Origin of the sequence: Caballeronia sp. LZ029, assembly GCF_031451275.1 — a bacterium.
Classification (GTDB): Bacteria; Pseudomonadota; Gammaproteobacteria; order Burkholderiales; family Burkholderiaceae; genus Caballeronia; species Caballeronia jiangsuensis.
This window is the reverse complement of record NZ_JARUXO010000004.1, coordinates 468130-484197: the sequence shown is the minus strand read 5'-3', so window position 1 is coordinate 484197 and position 16068 is coordinate 468130. Positions and strand designations below refer to the sequence as shown.

General features: G+C 64.0%; 16 protein-coding genes. 2 read left to right on the top strand and 14 right to left on the bottom strand.

Annotated features, from left to right (window positions below; genetic code table 11):
* Position 1: 1 nt before the first annotated feature.
* The 14 genes from QCE73_RS28170 to QCE73_RS28105 all read right to left on the bottom strand — a co-directional run bounded on the left by QCE73_RS28170 (position 2) and on the right by QCE73_RS28105 (position 13396).
* On the bottom strand, positions 2–547 hold the full coding sequence (locus tag QCE73_RS28170) for a HutD family protein (protein ID WP_309884527.1): 546 nt from the start codon (positions 545–547) through the stop codon (positions 2–4).
* A 29-nt stretch (positions 548–576) separates the two neighbouring features.
* A complete protein-coding gene (gene hutC, locus QCE73_RS28165) occupies positions 577–1272 on the bottom strand; it encodes a histidine utilization repressor (protein WP_035501480.1) in 696 nt (231 codons plus the stop codon).
* Positions 1269–2798 (bottom strand): histidine ammonia-lyase, encoded by a 1530-nt coding sequence (gene hutH / locus QCE73_RS28160; RefSeq protein ID WP_035501477.1) that lies wholly within the window; start codon positions 2796–2798, stop codon positions 1269–1271. The genes hutC and hutH overlap by 4 nt, the downstream gene beginning before the upstream one ends.
* A gap of 122 nt (positions 2799–2920) precedes the next feature.
* Positions 2921–3514 (bottom strand): GNAT family N-acetyltransferase, encoded by a 594-nt coding sequence (locus QCE73_RS28155; protein ID WP_309884526.1) that lies wholly within the window; start codon positions 3512–3514, stop codon positions 2921–2923.
* Positions 3515–3566: 52 nt separating this feature from the next.
* A complete protein-coding gene (gene crcB / locus QCE73_RS28150; RefSeq protein ID WP_035501472.1) occupies positions 3567–3944 on the bottom strand; it encodes a fluoride efflux transporter CrcB in 378 nt (125 codons plus the stop codon).
* A 33-nt stretch (positions 3945–3977) separates the two neighbouring features.
* Entirely contained in the window at positions 3978–4196 is a 219-nt protein-coding gene (locus QCE73_RS28145) for a hypothetical protein (protein WP_309884525.1), read from the bottom strand.
* Between the two features lie 89 nt (positions 4197–4285).
* The gene (locus QCE73_RS28140) at positions 4286–5110 is read right to left on the bottom strand and encodes a M55 family metallopeptidase (RefSeq protein WP_309884524.1); all 825 of its coding nucleotides are present in this window, start codon (positions 5108–5110) and stop codon (positions 4286–4288) included.
* Positions 5107–6126 (bottom strand): P1 family peptidase, encoded by a 1020-nt coding sequence (locus QCE73_RS28135; RefSeq protein WP_309884523.1) that lies wholly within the window; start codon positions 6124–6126, stop codon positions 5107–5109. Before QCE73_RS28135 ends, QCE73_RS28140 begins: the two co-directional genes overlap by 4 nt.
* Complete coding sequence (gsiD, locus tag QCE73_RS28130) at positions 6123–7010, bottom strand: glutathione ABC transporter permease GsiD (protein ID WP_035501466.1); 888 nt, start codon at positions 7008–7010, stop codon at positions 6123–6125. Before gsiD ends, QCE73_RS28135 begins: the two co-directional genes overlap by 4 nt.
* A gap of 7 nt (positions 7011–7017) precedes the next feature.
* A complete protein-coding gene (gene gsiC / locus QCE73_RS28125; RefSeq protein WP_309884522.1) occupies positions 7018–7938 on the bottom strand; it encodes a glutathione ABC transporter permease GsiC in 921 nt (306 codons plus the stop codon).
* Between the two features lie 47 nt (positions 7939–7985).
* The gene (gene gsiB, locus QCE73_RS28120) at positions 7986–9533 is read right to left on the bottom strand and encodes a glutathione ABC transporter substrate-binding protein GsiB (protein WP_309884521.1); all 1548 of its coding nucleotides are present in this window, start codon (positions 9531–9533) and stop codon (positions 7986–7988) included.
* Positions 9534–9558: 25 nt separating this feature from the next.
* The gene (locus QCE73_RS28115) at positions 9559–11463 is read right to left on the bottom strand and encodes a dipeptide ABC transporter ATP-binding protein (RefSeq protein WP_309884520.1); all 1905 of its coding nucleotides are present in this window, start codon (positions 11461–11463) and stop codon (positions 9559–9561) included.
* Positions 11460–12425, bottom strand: coding sequence for an isoaspartyl peptidase/L-asparaginase family protein (locus QCE73_RS28110; protein ID WP_238217412.1), 966 nt, complete (start codon positions 12423–12425; stop codon positions 11460–11462). The genes QCE73_RS28115 and QCE73_RS28110 overlap by 4 nt, the downstream gene beginning before the upstream one ends.
* Positions 12422–13396, bottom strand: coding sequence for a MurR/RpiR family transcriptional regulator (locus tag QCE73_RS28105; RefSeq protein ID WP_309884519.1), 975 nt, complete (start codon positions 13394–13396; stop codon positions 12422–12424). Before QCE73_RS28105 ends, QCE73_RS28110 begins: the two co-directional genes overlap by 4 nt.
* Positions 13397–13615: 219 nt before the next feature.
* On the opposite strand from QCE73_RS28105, the gene QCE73_RS28100 reads away from it, so the two are divergent.
* On the top strand, positions 13616–14881 hold the full coding sequence (locus QCE73_RS28100) for a mechanosensitive ion channel domain-containing protein (protein WP_309884518.1): 1266 nt from the start codon (positions 13616–13618) through the stop codon (positions 14879–14881).
* A gap of 186 nt (positions 14882–15067) precedes the next feature.
* The gene (locus tag QCE73_RS28095; protein ID WP_309884517.1) at positions 15068–16060 is read left to right on the top strand and encodes a LysR substrate-binding domain-containing protein; all 993 of its coding nucleotides are present in this window, start codon (positions 15068–15070) and stop codon (positions 16058–16060) included.
* Positions 16061–16068: the final 8 nt, after the last annotated feature.

The following is a 16068-nucleotide window of genomic DNA, read 5'->3' as shown; positions in this document are numbered from 1 at the left end:
CTCACAAATCGTCGATGCCGATGTGCAGCCAGATCGTGTCGTCCGACGCCTCGCAGCGCAGAGCCGCCGCACGATCGAGACGCAGCGTGTCGCCTGTGTCGAGCTTATGGCGCGCGTCGCCATCGGCTTTGATATCGATGCTTCCGCGCACGCAGAAGATGAACGTCAGATCGTGGCGCGCGTCGGGCGAACACGAGCCGCGACGGACATCCACCGTCGCGCGGGCGCGATCGCGGCGCACCATCACGTTGAAATCGCGCGTCGGGCCTTCGATCAGCGTCGCGTGAATCGGCGTTTCGCCGGCGAAGCGCGCGATCGCGAGCGGCGCATCGAGTGTATGCACGCGACCGTCCGCTTCCGCGAGACGCATGCCCGCGCCATCGAGCAGCACGAGCACGCGATCGACGCCCGCGAAGCACGAGAACGCGCCATCGGAGGCCACGTCCGCGAGCGACAGACGCCACGCGAACGCATCGAGCGACGTGCCTCGCGGCCCCGCCGCTATCTCGCGCGTCACGCCGCCGCCGTTCTTCCAGGGCATCGGCATGAGCGAATCGGCACGAATGATCATGGCGTTCAGAAGTGCCCCGTGAATTGATAACGGTCGCCCGGATGCCAGAGATTCGCGACCGATGCGACCGCGTCGCGCGACCACGTGCGCCGATGCAGCAACAGACACGGCTCGTGCTCCGCCATCGCGAGCGAGAGCCGGATCTCGGTCGACGGCACCGACGCCTCGATCCGGTATTCGACGCGCTGCAGCGGCGCGGCCGTCATCAGGTACTGGTTCGGCGTGATCGTCGTGAAATCCTGGCGCGCGTATTCCGGCGCGAGCTTGGGATTCACGTAACGCTCTTCCATCTGCACCGGCTCGTCGTTCTCGAAGTGCAGCACGCGCGAATGAAACACCGGGCTGCCCAGCGTCAGATGCATCTCGGCGGCGAGCGCCTCGTCGACGATCGATGCGCCCAGATGCAGCACATGCGCGCTATACACGTGGCCGCGCGCGACGATTTCATCGGAGATGCTGCGAATCTCGACGAGCGTCGACGCGTATTTCGGCTGCGCGACGAAGGTGCCCGCGCCCTGCACGCGCGTGAGCACCTGCTCGGCGGTCAGCTCGCGCACCGCGCGGTTCACCGTCATGCGGGCGACCTTGAACTCGCGTGCGAGCTCGTTCTCGGAGGGCACCTGATCGCCCTCCTTCCATTCGCCGATATGAATGCGCTGGAGAATGTAGTCCTTGATCTCCTGATACGCAGGCGTGTTCATACAGGTTGTTCCGACGCGAACGCGAGCGGGCTGTGCTGCGCGACGACGCCTTCCTGCACGAGCGTCGCGATCGCGGCGATGTCCGGCGCGAAGTAGTGATCGAGGTCGTAGTGCGCCACGTGCGCGCGCAGCGTCTTCATCACTTCGAGCAACGGCGCGCTCGTCTGATGCGGTGCGCGCAGATCGACGCCTTGCGCCGCCGCGAGCAGTTCGATCGCGAGAATGTTCGCCGTGTTGCTCGCGATGTCGCCGAGCTTGCGCGCGGCGAATGTCGCCATCGAGACGTGGTCTTCCTGATTCGCGGAAGTCGGCAGCGAATCGACCGATGCCGGATGCGCAAGCGTCTTGTTCTCCGATGCGAGCGCGGCGGCCGTCACGTGCGCGATCATGAAGCCCGAGTTGACACCGCCATCGCGCACGAGGAAGGGCGGCAGGCCCGAGAGCGTCGCGTCGATCAGCAACGCGATGCGGCGTTCCGCGAGCGCGCCGATTTCAGCGGCGGCGAGCGCGAGGTTGTCGGCGGCGAACGCCACCGGCTCCGCGTGGAAATTGCCGCCCGACAGCACTTCGCCGGTATCGGGGAAAATCAGCGGGTTATCGGAAACGGCATTCGATTCGATCAGCAGGATGTCGGCGGCGTGGCGCATCTGGTCGAGGCACGCGCCCATCACCTGCGGCTGGCAGCGCAGGCTGTACGGGTCCTGCACCTTCTCGCAATCGGCGTGCGACAGGTTGATGCCCGAGCCCTTCAGCAGCGTGCGGTACGCGGCCGCCGCTTCCATCTGCCCGCGATGGCCGCGCAGCTCGTGGATGCGCGCATCGAATGGCACGACGGAGCCCGCAGCCGCATCGACGGACAGCGCGCCCGCGACGAGCCCGGTGCGGAACAGGTCTTCGATCGCGAAGAGGTTGTAGAGCGCGAGCGCCGCCGACGCCTGCGTGCCGTTCAGCAACGCGAGACCTTCCTTCGCCTGCAACGTGAGCGGCTTCAAGCCCGCGACCGCGAGACCGTCGAGCGCACTTGCGCGCTCGCCGCGAATGGTGACTTCGCCGATGCCGAGCAGCACCGTCGACATATGCGCGAGCGGCGCGAGATCGCCCGATGCGCCGACGGAACCCTTGATCGGGATGATCGGCAGCACGTCGGCGTTGAAAAGCGTGATGAGCGCGTCGATGACCTCGCGGCGGATGCCCGAATGACCGCGCCCGAGGCTCGACAGCTTGAGCGCCATCAGGAGGCGCACGACCGGCCGCGACATCGGCTCGCCGACGCCCACCGCATGCGACAGCACGAGATTCTTCTGCAGCAGCTCCAGCTGATCGGCCGGAATGTGCGTATTGGCGAGCCGCCCGAAGCCCGTATTGATGCCGTAAGCCGGATCGCCTTTCGCGGCAATCGCGGCGACGGCGCGCGCGCTGGCGTCGATGGCGTCGAAGCTGGCGGGATCGAGTTGCAGCGGGTCCGAACCACGCGCGATGCGGCGCAGTTGCGGGAGCGTCAGTTTTCCGGGCGTAAGCTTGATCATGGTTCGTCCTGTCTATACAAGTTAGACTCAAGTCTAAACGGGCTCGAAGGACGAAACAAGGGGATATCCGGGATATCACTAGGATCATCCCGGAAGAAAGATGCATCTTGTCTATACAGATTTCACGGTTCCAGCACCTTTTCCATCACGAACTGGACGAAGCGCTGCTCGCGCACGATGATCGCCCGCGCCAGGAGCATCGTGAAACCGCAATATTCGAAGAACGGCCGTCCGGTGACGCTCGAATAAGTGTGCAGGGTGTTCAGGCCCATTTCGTCGGCTTCGGCCTCGATGCGCGCGAGCAGCGACGTCGCCACGCTTTTGCGCTGATGCAGCGGATCGACGAACATCATGTCGATGAGGCCGTTCTTCTCGAGATCGGCGAAGCCCGCGAGCTCGCCGTCGACGAGCCCGACCCACGTCGGACGGTTCAAGCGTGCGAGCTCCCACTCGTCCCGGTCGGCTTGCGCCCACGCTTCGATCTGTGCTTGGTTATAGTCGGCCGATGCCGTTTCGCGAACGGCGCGTTGAAACAAATCGATCACACCGTCGAGATCGCTCGGATGATACGGTCTGACTTCGATGAGCGGAAACCGTGGCATTTCATCACCTTCGTTACTGTCAAATAAAAAAACCGCTGCCGAGGCAGCGAGGGTCAAGCGTTGAAAACGCGGGAAAAAACTTGTACGGGAATGAGTCGGATCGGGCGGGCGCAAACGTTCAAATCGCGGGAAATCGAATCGCCGGATTACGCTGCAGGAACGTCCTTCAGGAAGCCACGACCACCGTCGCGATACCGAGCGCGGTCATCAGCAACGATGCGCATACGTGGATCGCGATCTCAGCGAGCGCCCAGCCGAGCCGCCCTTGCTGCAAATGCGCGACCACTTCGGCCGAGAAGGTGGAAAACGTGGAGAGCCCGCCCATCAGCCCGGTGATGATGAACAACCGCCATTCCACCGAGATATCCGGAAAGCGCGCAAAAAAGGCAACGGCCACGCCGATGATGTAGCCCGCGATGACGTTCGCCGCGAACGTGCCGAGCGGAAGATTCGGAAAAATCGCATTCAGGCGCAGGCCGAGGACCCATCTGAGCAGCGATCCCAGGCCGCCGCCGAGCCCCACGGCGATGATCGACAGATACATGAATTATGTGAAATCGATTTGAAATTAACTGCGTTATGCCTCGCGCGCGAGCCGGTCGATCAGCGCGCCGCGACTTGCCTCGACGATCCAGCCGTTCTTGTGCCGGACATGCGCCGCCCACGTGCCGTCGCGCCGTTCTTCCCAGCATCCGGCATCGTGGCCGTCGATGAAGAGCGAACCGCGCACCACGAGTTGCGGATCGGCGGGGTCGAGCACCTCGTCGTCATTGTGTTCGAGCTTCACCGTGTGCATGAGCATCGTCTGCAAAAAGACGTCAAAACCAGAGCCAGTTACGCGAACGGCTCCATTCTAACGATACTCGGAGCCGTTGGTCCAAACGCTCACCGTATCATGAAGGACATTGCCGAAAGGCAATTGAGTATCCGCACGACATGTTCGACAGAGGGCGCATCGAAGGCGAGCGTCACGGCATCGATGCGTTCGAGCGTCGGCCACTGGCAGAAGAGATCGGCGAATGCGGTCGTCTGCGCGCGCAGTTCGCAGCGATGTTCGGCTATCGGCGAACGCTTCGCATGGGCCGACGACGCGGCCGCTTCGATCGTCTCGCGTGCAGCGAGCCGGATCGCGTCGCATGATGCTGCGGGCGTTTCGGTCACGCCGCTCGAATAGCCGTGCGCGGTCTTCACGCATAGAAAACGCGCGCCGGGAAATGCGGGCAGCGTCTCGGCGCCGAAGACGTCATCGCCTGTGAGCAACGCGATGCGTGCGCCATGTTCCTCAGCAAGCCTGCCGTACAGCCCGGCCTCGCCGACTTCATCGCCGTCGAGCGTGACGCGCGCGAACGCGGCGCTGTTGATCGTATGCGCGAGGATGCCGCGGCTTTGCGCGCGCGCGTGATAGCCGACCATGAAGACCACTTCCGGCGATGCTTCCAGCCCCGCCATCATGCCGAGCGTGCGCGGCTTGCCGAGCACGAGACGTGCGCGCGGATCGAGCAGGTCGGGCATCAGATTGCGAAAGCCGCCGTGCGAATCGTTGATCCACACTTGCGATGCGCCGCCATCGAACGCGCCTTGCGCAGCCGCATTCGCTTCGCGGGTCATCCAGCGGCGCGCCTGTTCGTATTCGGCGTTTCCCGCGCGCGTCTGCTCCGGATGGAACACGCCCGCGATGCCTTCGATATCCACCGAGATCAGCACTTTCATGGTCTTGTTCTCAATGCGTCCCTGAGCGATATGCGCCGATGGCCATCGCGCCCGGCGACCGTCTCCGCGCTGAAGAGCGCATCGAGGATCGCTTGCTCGATGCTGTCGGCGGCGGCCTGAAAAAGAGGATCGAGCCGCGCGTCGCTGACGAGCGGCGGCACTGTGATGAAGCCCGCATCGTGCGGCACGGTGTAAGCGGTCGTGAAAGCCAGCGCGATATCGCCGCTGCCGTGACCGTACACCGAGCCGGTGCGCGCGAGGCCGGCGGCGGAACGCATCGCGAGGCGGCGCAACTGACGCGCGTCGAGCGCCGCATCGGTTGCGATCAGCATGATGATCGAGCCTTGCTCGGGCGTCGCGTTCGCTTCTTGCGTCGATGCCAGCAGCGTCTTTCCGAGCGCATCGCCCGCAATCGTGAGCTGCGGTAGACGGCCGAAGTTAGCGAGCACGAGCGCGCCTGTCGTGTACGCGCGTTCGTCGATCCGCACGACGCGCGATGCCGAACCGATGCCCCCTTTCAGCTCGAAGCACGACATGCCGCGCCCCGCTCCCACCGAGCCGCGTTCGAAATCGACGCTGCATGCATCGAGCGCGCTCATGTAATGCGCTTCGTGAATCGCGAGCGCCTGCATGTCGTTGAGATAGCCATCGTTGCATTCGAACACGAGCGGATTCACGCTCGGATCTTCGCGCCCGATCCGCGGATTCGCGGCGATCGCAGCGCGAATCTGCGCATTTACCATCGTGCCGACGCCGAAGGTATTGGTCAGCGCGACCGGCGTTTCGAGCACGCCGAGCTCTTCCACTTGCACGAGCCCGACGCTCTTGCCGAAGCCGTTGATCACGCAGGCGGCCGCCGGCACCTTGTCGCGATAGACATCGCCATCGTGTGGACGAATCACCGTGACGCCCGTTTGCACCGCGCCCTGAGCGAGCGTGCAATGACCGACCGTCACGCCCGCGACATCGGCGATCGTGCCGCGCGGCCCCGCGTCGAGCGAACCGATGTGCGTCATGGCCGGTCGAGCTTCGGATCGAGCGCGTCGCGCAGGCCGTCGCCGAGCAGATTGAACGCGAGCACGGTAAAGAAGATCGCGAGGCTCGGGAAGATCGCGACGTGCGGCGCCATCGCCATGTCGGCGCGCGCTTCGTTGAGCATCGCGCCCCACTCGGGCGTCGGCGGCTGCGCGCCGAGTCCGAGAAACGAGAGACTCGCCGCCGTGATGATCGACGTGCCGATGCGCATCGTGAAGTACACGACCACCGACGAAATCGTGCCCGGCAGGATATGCCGCGCGAGTATCGTCCAGTCCGACGCGCCGATGCTCTTCGCCGCTTCGATATACGTGAGATGCTTGAGCGCCAGCGTATTGCCGCGCACGAGCCGCGCGAATGCGGGAATGCTGAAGATCGCGACCGCGCACACGACATTCACCATGCCGTTGCCGAGAATCGCGACGACGCCGATCGCGAGCAGAATGCCGGGGAACGCGAACAGCACGTCCGCGATGCGCATCACGATGCGGTCCCACCAGCCTTCGTAATAGCCCGCGAGCAAGCCGAAGAACGTGCCGATCACCGCGCCGAGCACGACGGAGAGCAGACCTGCCGTCAGTGAGATGCGGCTGCCCACCAGGATGCGGCTGAGAATGTCGCGCCCCAGCGAATCGACACCGAACCAGTGCGCGGCCGATGGACCGGCGTTGAGCGCGTCGTAGTCGAAGTAGTTCTCGGGATCGTAAGGCGCGATATACGGCGCGATGATCGCGATCACGATCAGCAGCAACACGAACACAGCCGCGATCATCGCGACGTGCTGCTGCCTGAACTTGCGCCAGAACTCCGTCCACGGCGTGCGGATTTCCTGCGCATGCACCGCGCTTTCGGCTGTCACGCTCATCGCGTCCTCACTTGAAACGAATGGTCGGATTGATGATCGCGTAGAGCACGTCCACGATCAGATTGATCACGATGAACTCCAGCGAGAACAGCAGCACTTCCGCCTGGATCACCGGATAGTCGCGCATCTCGACCGCATCGACGAGCAGGCGCCCGAGGCCCGGCCAGTTGAACACCTTTTCCACGACGATCGAGCCGCCGAGCAGGAAGCCGAACTGCAGGCCCATCATCGTGACGACGGGGATCATCGCGTTGCGCAGACAGTGCTTCACGATGACCATCGGCTCGTGAACGCCTTTCGCGCGAGCCGTGCGCACGAAGTCCTCGCCGAGCACTTCGACGAACGACGCGCGCGTGAAGCGGGCCATCACGGCGGCCACGGCAGCGCCGAGCGTGATCGACGGAAGCACGTAGCCCTTCCATGTGCCGTCATCGACGATCGGCAGCCAGCCGAGCTTCACCGAGAAAATTTCCATCAGCAGCATGCCGAGCGCGAAGGCGGGAAACGAGATGCCCGATACCGCGAGCGTCATGCCCAGCCGATCCGGCCAGCGATTGCGCCACACCGCCGACACGATGCCGATCGTCATGCCGAAGATCACCGCCCAGACCATACTCGCGAGCGTGAGCCACAGCGTAGGCATGAAGCGCTCGGCGATTTCCGTCGACACGGGCCGCTTGCTGCGCGTCGACATGCCGAAGTCGAAATGCACGATCTTGCCGAAGAAGCTCACGAGCTGCTGCGGCAGCGGCTTGTCGAGGCCGAGGTCCGCGCGCACCAGCGCGACCGTCGCTTCGTCGGCTTCCGCGCCCGCCGCGAGTCGCGCGGGATCGCCCGGCAGCATGTGCACGAAGAAGAACACCAGCACCGCGACGATGAAAAGCGTCGGCAGCAAACCTAACAGGCGTTTGGCGATGAAGTTGAGCATCGGTTTTTGTCGGATGCGGCCGGGCAATCACGCCCGGCCGAAAGCGATTACTTGATCGCGATCTCGTCGAAGCTGAACGAGCCGTCGGGCATCACGTAAGCGCCGGAAAGACGCTTGCTGCGCGCATACACGACCTTTTCCGTGACGAGGAAAATCCACGGCGCATCGGCCCAGATGCGTTTTTGCGCATCGGCGTAGAGCTTGGCCTTCTCGCCGCGATCCGTCGTGGCGAGCGCCTTCGAGAGATCGTCATCGACCTGATCGTTCTTGTAGTACGCGGTGTTGAAGAGCTTCGGCGGGAACGACGTGCCGCCGAGCAGCGGAGAAAGCGCCCAGTCCGCTTCGCCCGTCGACGACGACCAGCCGATGTAGAGCATGCGCACGGGCGCCGTCTTCGGATCGGGCGCGCTCTCGATGCGCTGCACGCGCTGGCCCGCTTCGAGCGCCTCGACCGTCGTCTTCACGCCGACCTGCGCGAGTTGCTGCTGCACGAACTGGATGATCTTCTGCGCGGTCGTGTGGTTATAGCCCGACCACAGCACGGTTTCGAAGCCGTTCGGATAGCCCGCTTCCTTCAGCAGTTCGCGCGCCTTCGCGGGATCGTATTTCCACGGCCCGAGCTTCGCCGCGTAGTCGACGCCCGGCGGCACGACGCCCTCGGCCGGCACGGCATAACCCGCAAACGCGACCTTGACGAGCGCTTCCTTGTTGATCGCGTAGTTCATCGCCTCGCGCACCTTCGGATTGTCGAAGGGCTTTTGCAGCACGTTCATGCTGACGTAGCGCTGAATGATCGACGGCGCCGCGATCAGATCGACCTTCGGGCTCGCCTTGAGCGTCGCGGCCTGCTCGAACGGAATCGAGAACGCGAAGTCCGCTTCGCCGGTCTGCATGAGCGCGGCGCGCGTGTTGTTATCGACCACCGGCTTCCAGTCGATCATGTCGATCTTCGGCAAGCCCTTCTGCCAGTAGCCCGCGAACTTCTTCACCTTCAGGTCGTCGGTCTGCTTCCATTCGACGAATTCGAACGGGCCCGTGCCGACCGGATGAAACGCGATGTCCTTGCCGTACTTCTTGAGCGCGGTCGGCGAAATCATCACCGCCGACGGATGCGCGAGCACGTTGATGAACGCCGAGAAAGGAATCTTCAGCGTGATCTTCACCGTGTACGGATCGACGACTTCGGTCTTGTCGATCTTGTTGAAGAGGTTATAGCGCTTGAGCTTGTTGTCCAGATTCGTCACGCGGTCGAACACGGCCTTCACCGCGTCCGCGTTGAAATCGGTGCCGTCCTGGAACTTCACGTCCTTACGCAGATGAATCGTGTAGACCTTCGCGTCGGGGCTCGCTTCGTAGCTCGTCGCGAGCACGTTGCGGATCTTCATGTCCTTGTCGAAACCGAAGAGGCCCTCGTAGAACGACTTCGCCACCGCCTGCGAGAGCGTGTCGTTGGCGTCGTACGGATCCATCGTCGTGAAGGTCGAGGCGACCGCCATCACGGCGGTGCTTTGCGCATGCGCCGCGACGGGCGCGAGTGCGGTCAGCGTGACGAACGCGCTTGCTGCGAGCATCGCGCGCAATTGAAAGGACGGCATCGTTGGACTCCTTTTTGAAGTGCTTCTAGTAAGCGCCGCCAACGTGATGCTCGGCGACAAAATGATCTGGTCCGACTGCAACCAGTTTTGCGACGATCGGCTCATCGCCGAGCTTGCGGATCGGGCTTGGAATCTCGTCGGCGGCGAGCATGCGTTTCGCGTGTCTGCGCGACGGGTCGGCGACCGGCACCGCGCTCATCAGCTTGCGCGTGTATGGGTGACGCGGTGCTTCGAACACCGCGGCGCGCGGCCCGATCTCGACGATCTGCCCGAGATACATCACCGCCACGCGATGGCTCACGCGTTCCACGACCGCCATGTCGTGCGAGATGAAGAGATACGCGACGCCCAGTTCGCGCTGCAGATCGAGCATCAGATTGACGATCTGCGCGCGCACGGAGACATCGAGCGCGGAGACGGATTCATCGGCGATCACGACTTTCGGGTTCAACGCGAGCGCGCGTGCAATCGCGATGCGCTGTCTTTGACCGCCCGAGAATTCATGCGGATAGCGCTGTGCCGCTTCGGGCGGCAAGCCGACCTTTTCGAGCAGCCAGTCGACCCGCGCCTGCGCTTCCTTGCCGCTCGCGACGCCGTGCACGAGCAACGGCTCCATCACGGAGAAGCCGACCGTCAGACGCGGATTGAGCGATGCGAACGGGTCCTGGAAGATGAACTGGATATTGCGCCGAAGTGTCTGCAGTGCATGGCCTTCGAGCTTGCTGATGTCGCGTCCGTCGAATTCGATGGAACCGCTCTGGCTTTCGACGAGCCGCAACAGCGAACGTCCCGTCGTCGATTTGCCGCAGCCCGATTCGCCGACGAGCGCGAGCGTTTCGCCCGGACGCAGGTCGAAGCTCACGCGCTCGACCGCATGCACCGACGCCGTCATGCGGCCGAACAAGCCGCTCTTCACCGGAAAGCGCGTGACCAGATCGCGCACGCGCAGAATCGGCCTGATGGTTTCATCGACGGCAGGCTGCCTTTCCTTCTCGACCGCTTCCGATGGCCGCAACGCGCTCGCATCGTCGGGCGCGACATCCGCCGACTCCACTTCGAGGATCGGGAATTTAGCGGGACGATCGGTGCCGCGCATCGCGCCGAGCGTCGGCACGGCGGCGAGCAGCGCCTTCGTGTAGGCATGTTTCGGCGCATGAAACAGCGTGTCCGAATGCGCCTCTTCCACCTTCTCGCCGCGATACATCACGAGCACGCGATCGGCCACTTCCGCGACCACGCCCATGTCGTGCGTGATGAAGATCACGCCCATGTTCATTTCGTCCTGCAAGCCGCGCACGAGTTGCAGAATCTGCGCCTGAATCGTGACGTCGAGCGCGGTGGTCGGCTCGTCGGCGATCAGGAGCGCGGGCTTGCACGAGAGCGCCATCGCGATCATCACGCGCTGGCGCATGCCGCCCGACAACTGATGCGGATAGCGCGCGAACACGCGTTTCGATTCGGGAATGCGCACGAGATCGAGCAGGCGCAGCGCTTCGGCGCGCGCCTCCGAATGGCTCTTGCCCTGATGCAGCGCGATGGCTTCCGCAATCTGGTCGCCGACCGTGAACACCGGATTGAGCGATGTCATCGGTTCCTGGAAGATCATCGCGATGTCCGCGCCACGCACGCTGCGTACCGCCGCGGACGACGCTTTCGCGAGATCCAGCACTTGCCCGTTGCGCCGCCTGAACGCGATGCTGCCCGAGACGATCCGCCCGCCGCCATGTTCGACGAGACGCATCAGCGCGAGCGACGTGACCGACTTGCCCGAGCCCGATTCGCCGACGATCGCGAGCGTCTCGCCGCGATCCACGGTGAACGAGATATTGCGCACGGCTTCGATGGTGCGCGAGCGCGAGCGAAACGAGACCGACAGATCGCGCACGTCGATCACGCGATTTTCGGGCAGGGGCAAGGTCGCGTTCATCATCGATAGATCGCGGTGACGGGCGCTTCGCCGACGCGTGCAAAGCCGCGATACATGCCTTCCGTGTTGAACGGCAGCGCGACGTTGCCCTTCGCGTCGACGGCGACGAGCCCGCCGCGCCCTGCGATGCGCGGCAGCTTCGTCATCACGACATCGCTCGCCGCGTCTTCCAGCGACAGGCCGCGATACTCCATTTGCGCCGATACGTCATATGCCGCGAGCATGCGGATGAACATCTCGCCCGTGCCGGTGGTCGAGACGGCGCAGGTCGCATCGTTCGCATAGCAGCCCGCACCGATCAGCGGCGCATCGCCGACGCGGCCCGCCTGCTTGTTGGTGATGCCGCCCGTCGATGTCGCTGCCGCGAGATGACCGTGCGCATCGAGCGCGACCGCGCCCACGGTGCCGAACTTCTTGTCGGGATCGATGGGATCGTTGTCGAACGCGAATTTCGTCATCGCATCGTGATCGAGCATCGTGCCCGATGTGCCGCGCGCCTTGAGCCATTGCTGATGGCGCGCTTCCGTGAAGAAATACGAAGGATCGACGAGGTCGAGTCCTTGCGCCGCCGCGAACGCTTCCGCGCCCTCTGCCGTGAACATCACGTGGTCGCTCACGTCGAGCACGCGGCGCGCGGCGAGCACGGGATTCTTCACGCGCGTCACGCAACTGATCGCGCCCGCTTCGAGCGTCGCGCCGTCCATCACGGAGGCGTCGAGTTCGTGCGTGCCGGCCGCCGTGAACACCGCGCCATGGCCCGCGTTGAAGAGCGGACAGTCTTCGAGAAGACGGACCGCTTCGGTGACGGCGTCGAGCGCGCTGCCGCCAGCGGCGAGAATGCGCTCGCCCGCGCTCAGGATGTCGGAAAGCGCCGTGTGATAGCGCCCTTCTGTTTCGGCGTTCATCGCGTGGCGCAGGAGCGTGCCCGCGCCGCCGTGAATGGCAATGACTGGTGTGGCGTTCATGTTTCGCGCGGTTCCGTGTGAGTGTGTCGTTTCGCGGCCGTGCGGCGCGTTGCGTGGACCGCCTGCGCTCCCTTGGCGATCGACGGCGCGACGAGCCACGGCAGAACGAATTCGGTCAATCCGGATGCCGCCTCGACCGAGCGTTTCGCCCGATGCGCGACCGCATCGCAGAGTGCTTCGATGACGGCGAGCACCGCCGTGTCGCAATTCGCCGCCAGCCTGCGCTCGGCATGAATCGCGAGCAGCAGGTCGGCGACCTGCGCGAGCGGCGACGCGGCGCTGTCGGTGAGCGCGACGACGCGCAAGCCGTGATCGCGCGCGAGCCGCGCCAGCGCGATGGTGTCGTCGACATAACGCGGAAACGCGATCGCGATCAGCACGTCGCCGGGCGACGCCGTGAAAAGCTTGCGCGCCGCGTGCGACGGTCCGCCCGTCAGCACGAGCGACTGAACGTTCGCGCAATAGGGCGTGAGTCCGTGCTCCATCAATCCCGCGAGGAACGCGCTCGCACCATAGCCGATCACGAAGATGCGCGGCGCGGCGAGGATCGCGTCGACGATCGCTGCGGCCTTCGCGCCATCGACGGATGTTTGGGCAAGATGCAGATTCGCGGCCGCCTGTGCGAGCGATGCATCGAAGACCTCGGCGCCGCTCGCCGGCGTTTCGAGCGCGGTGCGCAGACGCTCGACCGGCGCGATGGTCGCCTCGAAGCTGCGCACGAGCGCCTCGCGAAACGCCGGATAGCCCGAGAAGCCGAGCGCCCGCGCGAAACGGTTCGCCGTCGCCACCGACGCGCCCACGGCGCCCGCCAGTTCATCGATGCGCATCGTCGCGGAACGGAACAGGTTCGCCAGCACGAACGCCCCCATGCGCCGATGAATGGGCGTGAGCGTCGGCATGGCCGCGGCGATGCGCGCGGAGATCAGATCGTCGGCGCTCGCCGGCGCACGAACCGATAGTGAACGGGACATGGAATGCGCTGCGCCCTCATGGCGATGAAACGCGATGAATATATCTTTACTCGAAACGCCGAGCAAAAAAATTTCATTTTCATCGAACTCGGGTTTTCGATAAGAAAGTCAGGCGCGCCGCTTCCGATGCATCGAACGTGCACCATCGTGCACAATACGGGGCGCACCGCGTCGCCATGGCCCATCATGCGCACGCGTTTCCAGTCCTGACCGAACGGTATGAATTTCGACTTCCTTCCCGATCCGCTGCCGCATCTGCTCGCCGCTCATCCGTGGGCGCAACTGCTCGCGGGTCTCGTCGCACTCGCGCTGATCGCGCTGTTCCTGCAATGGGTGGTGGCGCGCATCGTGCTGTATGTCGCGCATCGGCTTCTCGTGCTCGCCGGCCATCAGAAGTGGGACGCCGCGTTCATCAAGCATCGCGCCTATCATCGCCTCTGGTATGCGGTGCCGTTTGCGACGATCGCGCTCGGCATCGACGACGTGCCGCGCATCGGGCACTGGGCGACGGTCATCGGCCGCGTCGCGCACGCCGGCGCGTGGGTCTGCATCTTTTTCGCCGCGGGCAGCGCGCTTTCCGCCTGGCAGGACGTCTATGCGGAAAGCAAGGAAGCACAGACGCGCTCCATCAAGGGCTATATCCAGATCGGCAAGCTGGGGCTCGCGCTCGTGTGCGGCGTGCTCGTGCTGTCGATTCTCATCGACCGCTCGCCGCTCTGGATGCTCTCCGGTCTCGGTGCGCTGTCCGCCGTGCTGCTGCTCGTGTTCAAGGACACGCTGCTGTCGCTCGTCGCGAGCACTCAGTTGACATCGAACGACATGCTGCGGATCGGCGACTGGATCGAGATGCCGCAAGCCGCCGCCGATGGCTTCGTGAAGGACATCGCGCTGCATACGGTCAAGGTGCAGAACTGGGACAACACCGTGACCACCGTGCCGACCTACAAGCTTTTTTCGGAGAGCTATCGCAACTATCGGCACATGTTCGAATCGGGCGGGCGGCGCATCAAGCGAACCTTGCGCATCGACGCGCAATGCGTGCGCTTTCTCACTGACGAAGAGACTGCGCGCCTGAAGCGCTTTCGCCTGCTGCACGATTATCTGGAACAGAAGCAGACCGAAGTCGAGCAGGCGAACCGCAATCTCGGCGAACTCGCGAACGAACCCGCGAACCGGCGTCGGCTCACGAATATCGGCACGTTTCGCGCGTATGGACTCGCCTATTTGCAGCGCCATCCGGAAATCCGCCAGGATATGGCGATCATGGTCCGCATGATGGAACCGCAATCGGAGGGCATCCCGGTCGAGGTCTACTGTTTCACCGCGACGACCGCGTGGACGCAATACGAGCGCATTCAGGGCGACGTATTCGATCATCTGCTGTCGATCCTTCCGGAGATGGGCTTGCGCCTCTATCAGGCGCCATCCGGCGCGGACATGACGGGTTTCACGGGCCGTCTGCGCGGCGAAATGCCGGCTCTGTGACGCACGTGGTTTGCGCCGTCAAAAAGGATCAGGCAAGAATCCTCCACTTTTGTGTATTCACGTTGACGCTTCCCGTCATTACGATCTAACCATCGCCGATGCGCCTTTTTTCCGCAGCTTCATAGTCGCGGCGGAAGCGCTTTTTCCGCGCATCGCCATTCAATCGTCATAAAAGGAAAACTCAACGTGATCGATCGCGTCCATGCCATGCGTGTCTTCACGCGTGTCGTCGATACGAACAGTTTCACGCGTGCAGCCGAGTCGCTCGGCATGCCCCGCGCGAGTGTTTCGACGACCGTGCAACAACTCGAAGCGCTAGTCGGCGTGCAATTGCTCGCACGCACGACGCGGCGCCTGAATCTCACCGTCGATGGCGCCGCTTATTACGAGCGTTGCGCGCAAATTCTCGCCGATATCGACGAGCTCGAATCCGGCTTCGGCGCGGGCGAGGAACGTCTGCGCGGACGGCTGCGCGTCGAGATGCCGGATACGGTCGCGACGTCGATCGTCGTGCCCGCGCTGCCGGAGTTTCACGCGCGTTTTCCGCAGATCGAGCTGTCGATCGGCATCGGCAATCGCAACGTGGATCTCGTCGGCGAAGGCGTCGATTGCAGCGTGCAGCTCGGCGAATTGCCCGATTCCGGTCTGATCGCACGCCGGCTCGGCATGCTCGAACAGGTGACGTGCGCGAGCCCGGCGTATCTGGACAAGCACGGCATGCCTGAATCGCTCGATGATCTCGCGCAGCACGTCGCGGTCAATTGCATCTCGGAGAAAAGCGGCCGCCCCGCCGATTTCGATTTCGATGTCGACGGCGAGCCCGTCACCATGAAGATGCGCGGCTTCGTGCAGGTCGCCGACGAGCACGCGTACATCGCATGCGGCATCGAAGGCCTCGGGCTGATCCAGCCGTTGCGCATCGCGGCGCAACCCTATCTGCGCTCAGGACAGTTGCGCGAGTTGCTGCCGCAATGGAAATCGCCGCCGCTGAAGGTGTCGGTGGCGTTTCTGAAGAGCCGTCAGGCGAGCCCGCGCGTGTCGGTATTCGTCGACTGGCTCGCGGCGCTTTTCGAACGTACGCAGCAACTCGACGACACGCTGACGAGCCTCTATCGTTCGGCGCAACGTCGCGGCCCGACGCGCCGGGATCGTCCCGAGGAAGAAACCGCCGACGCCTGATGCCCGCG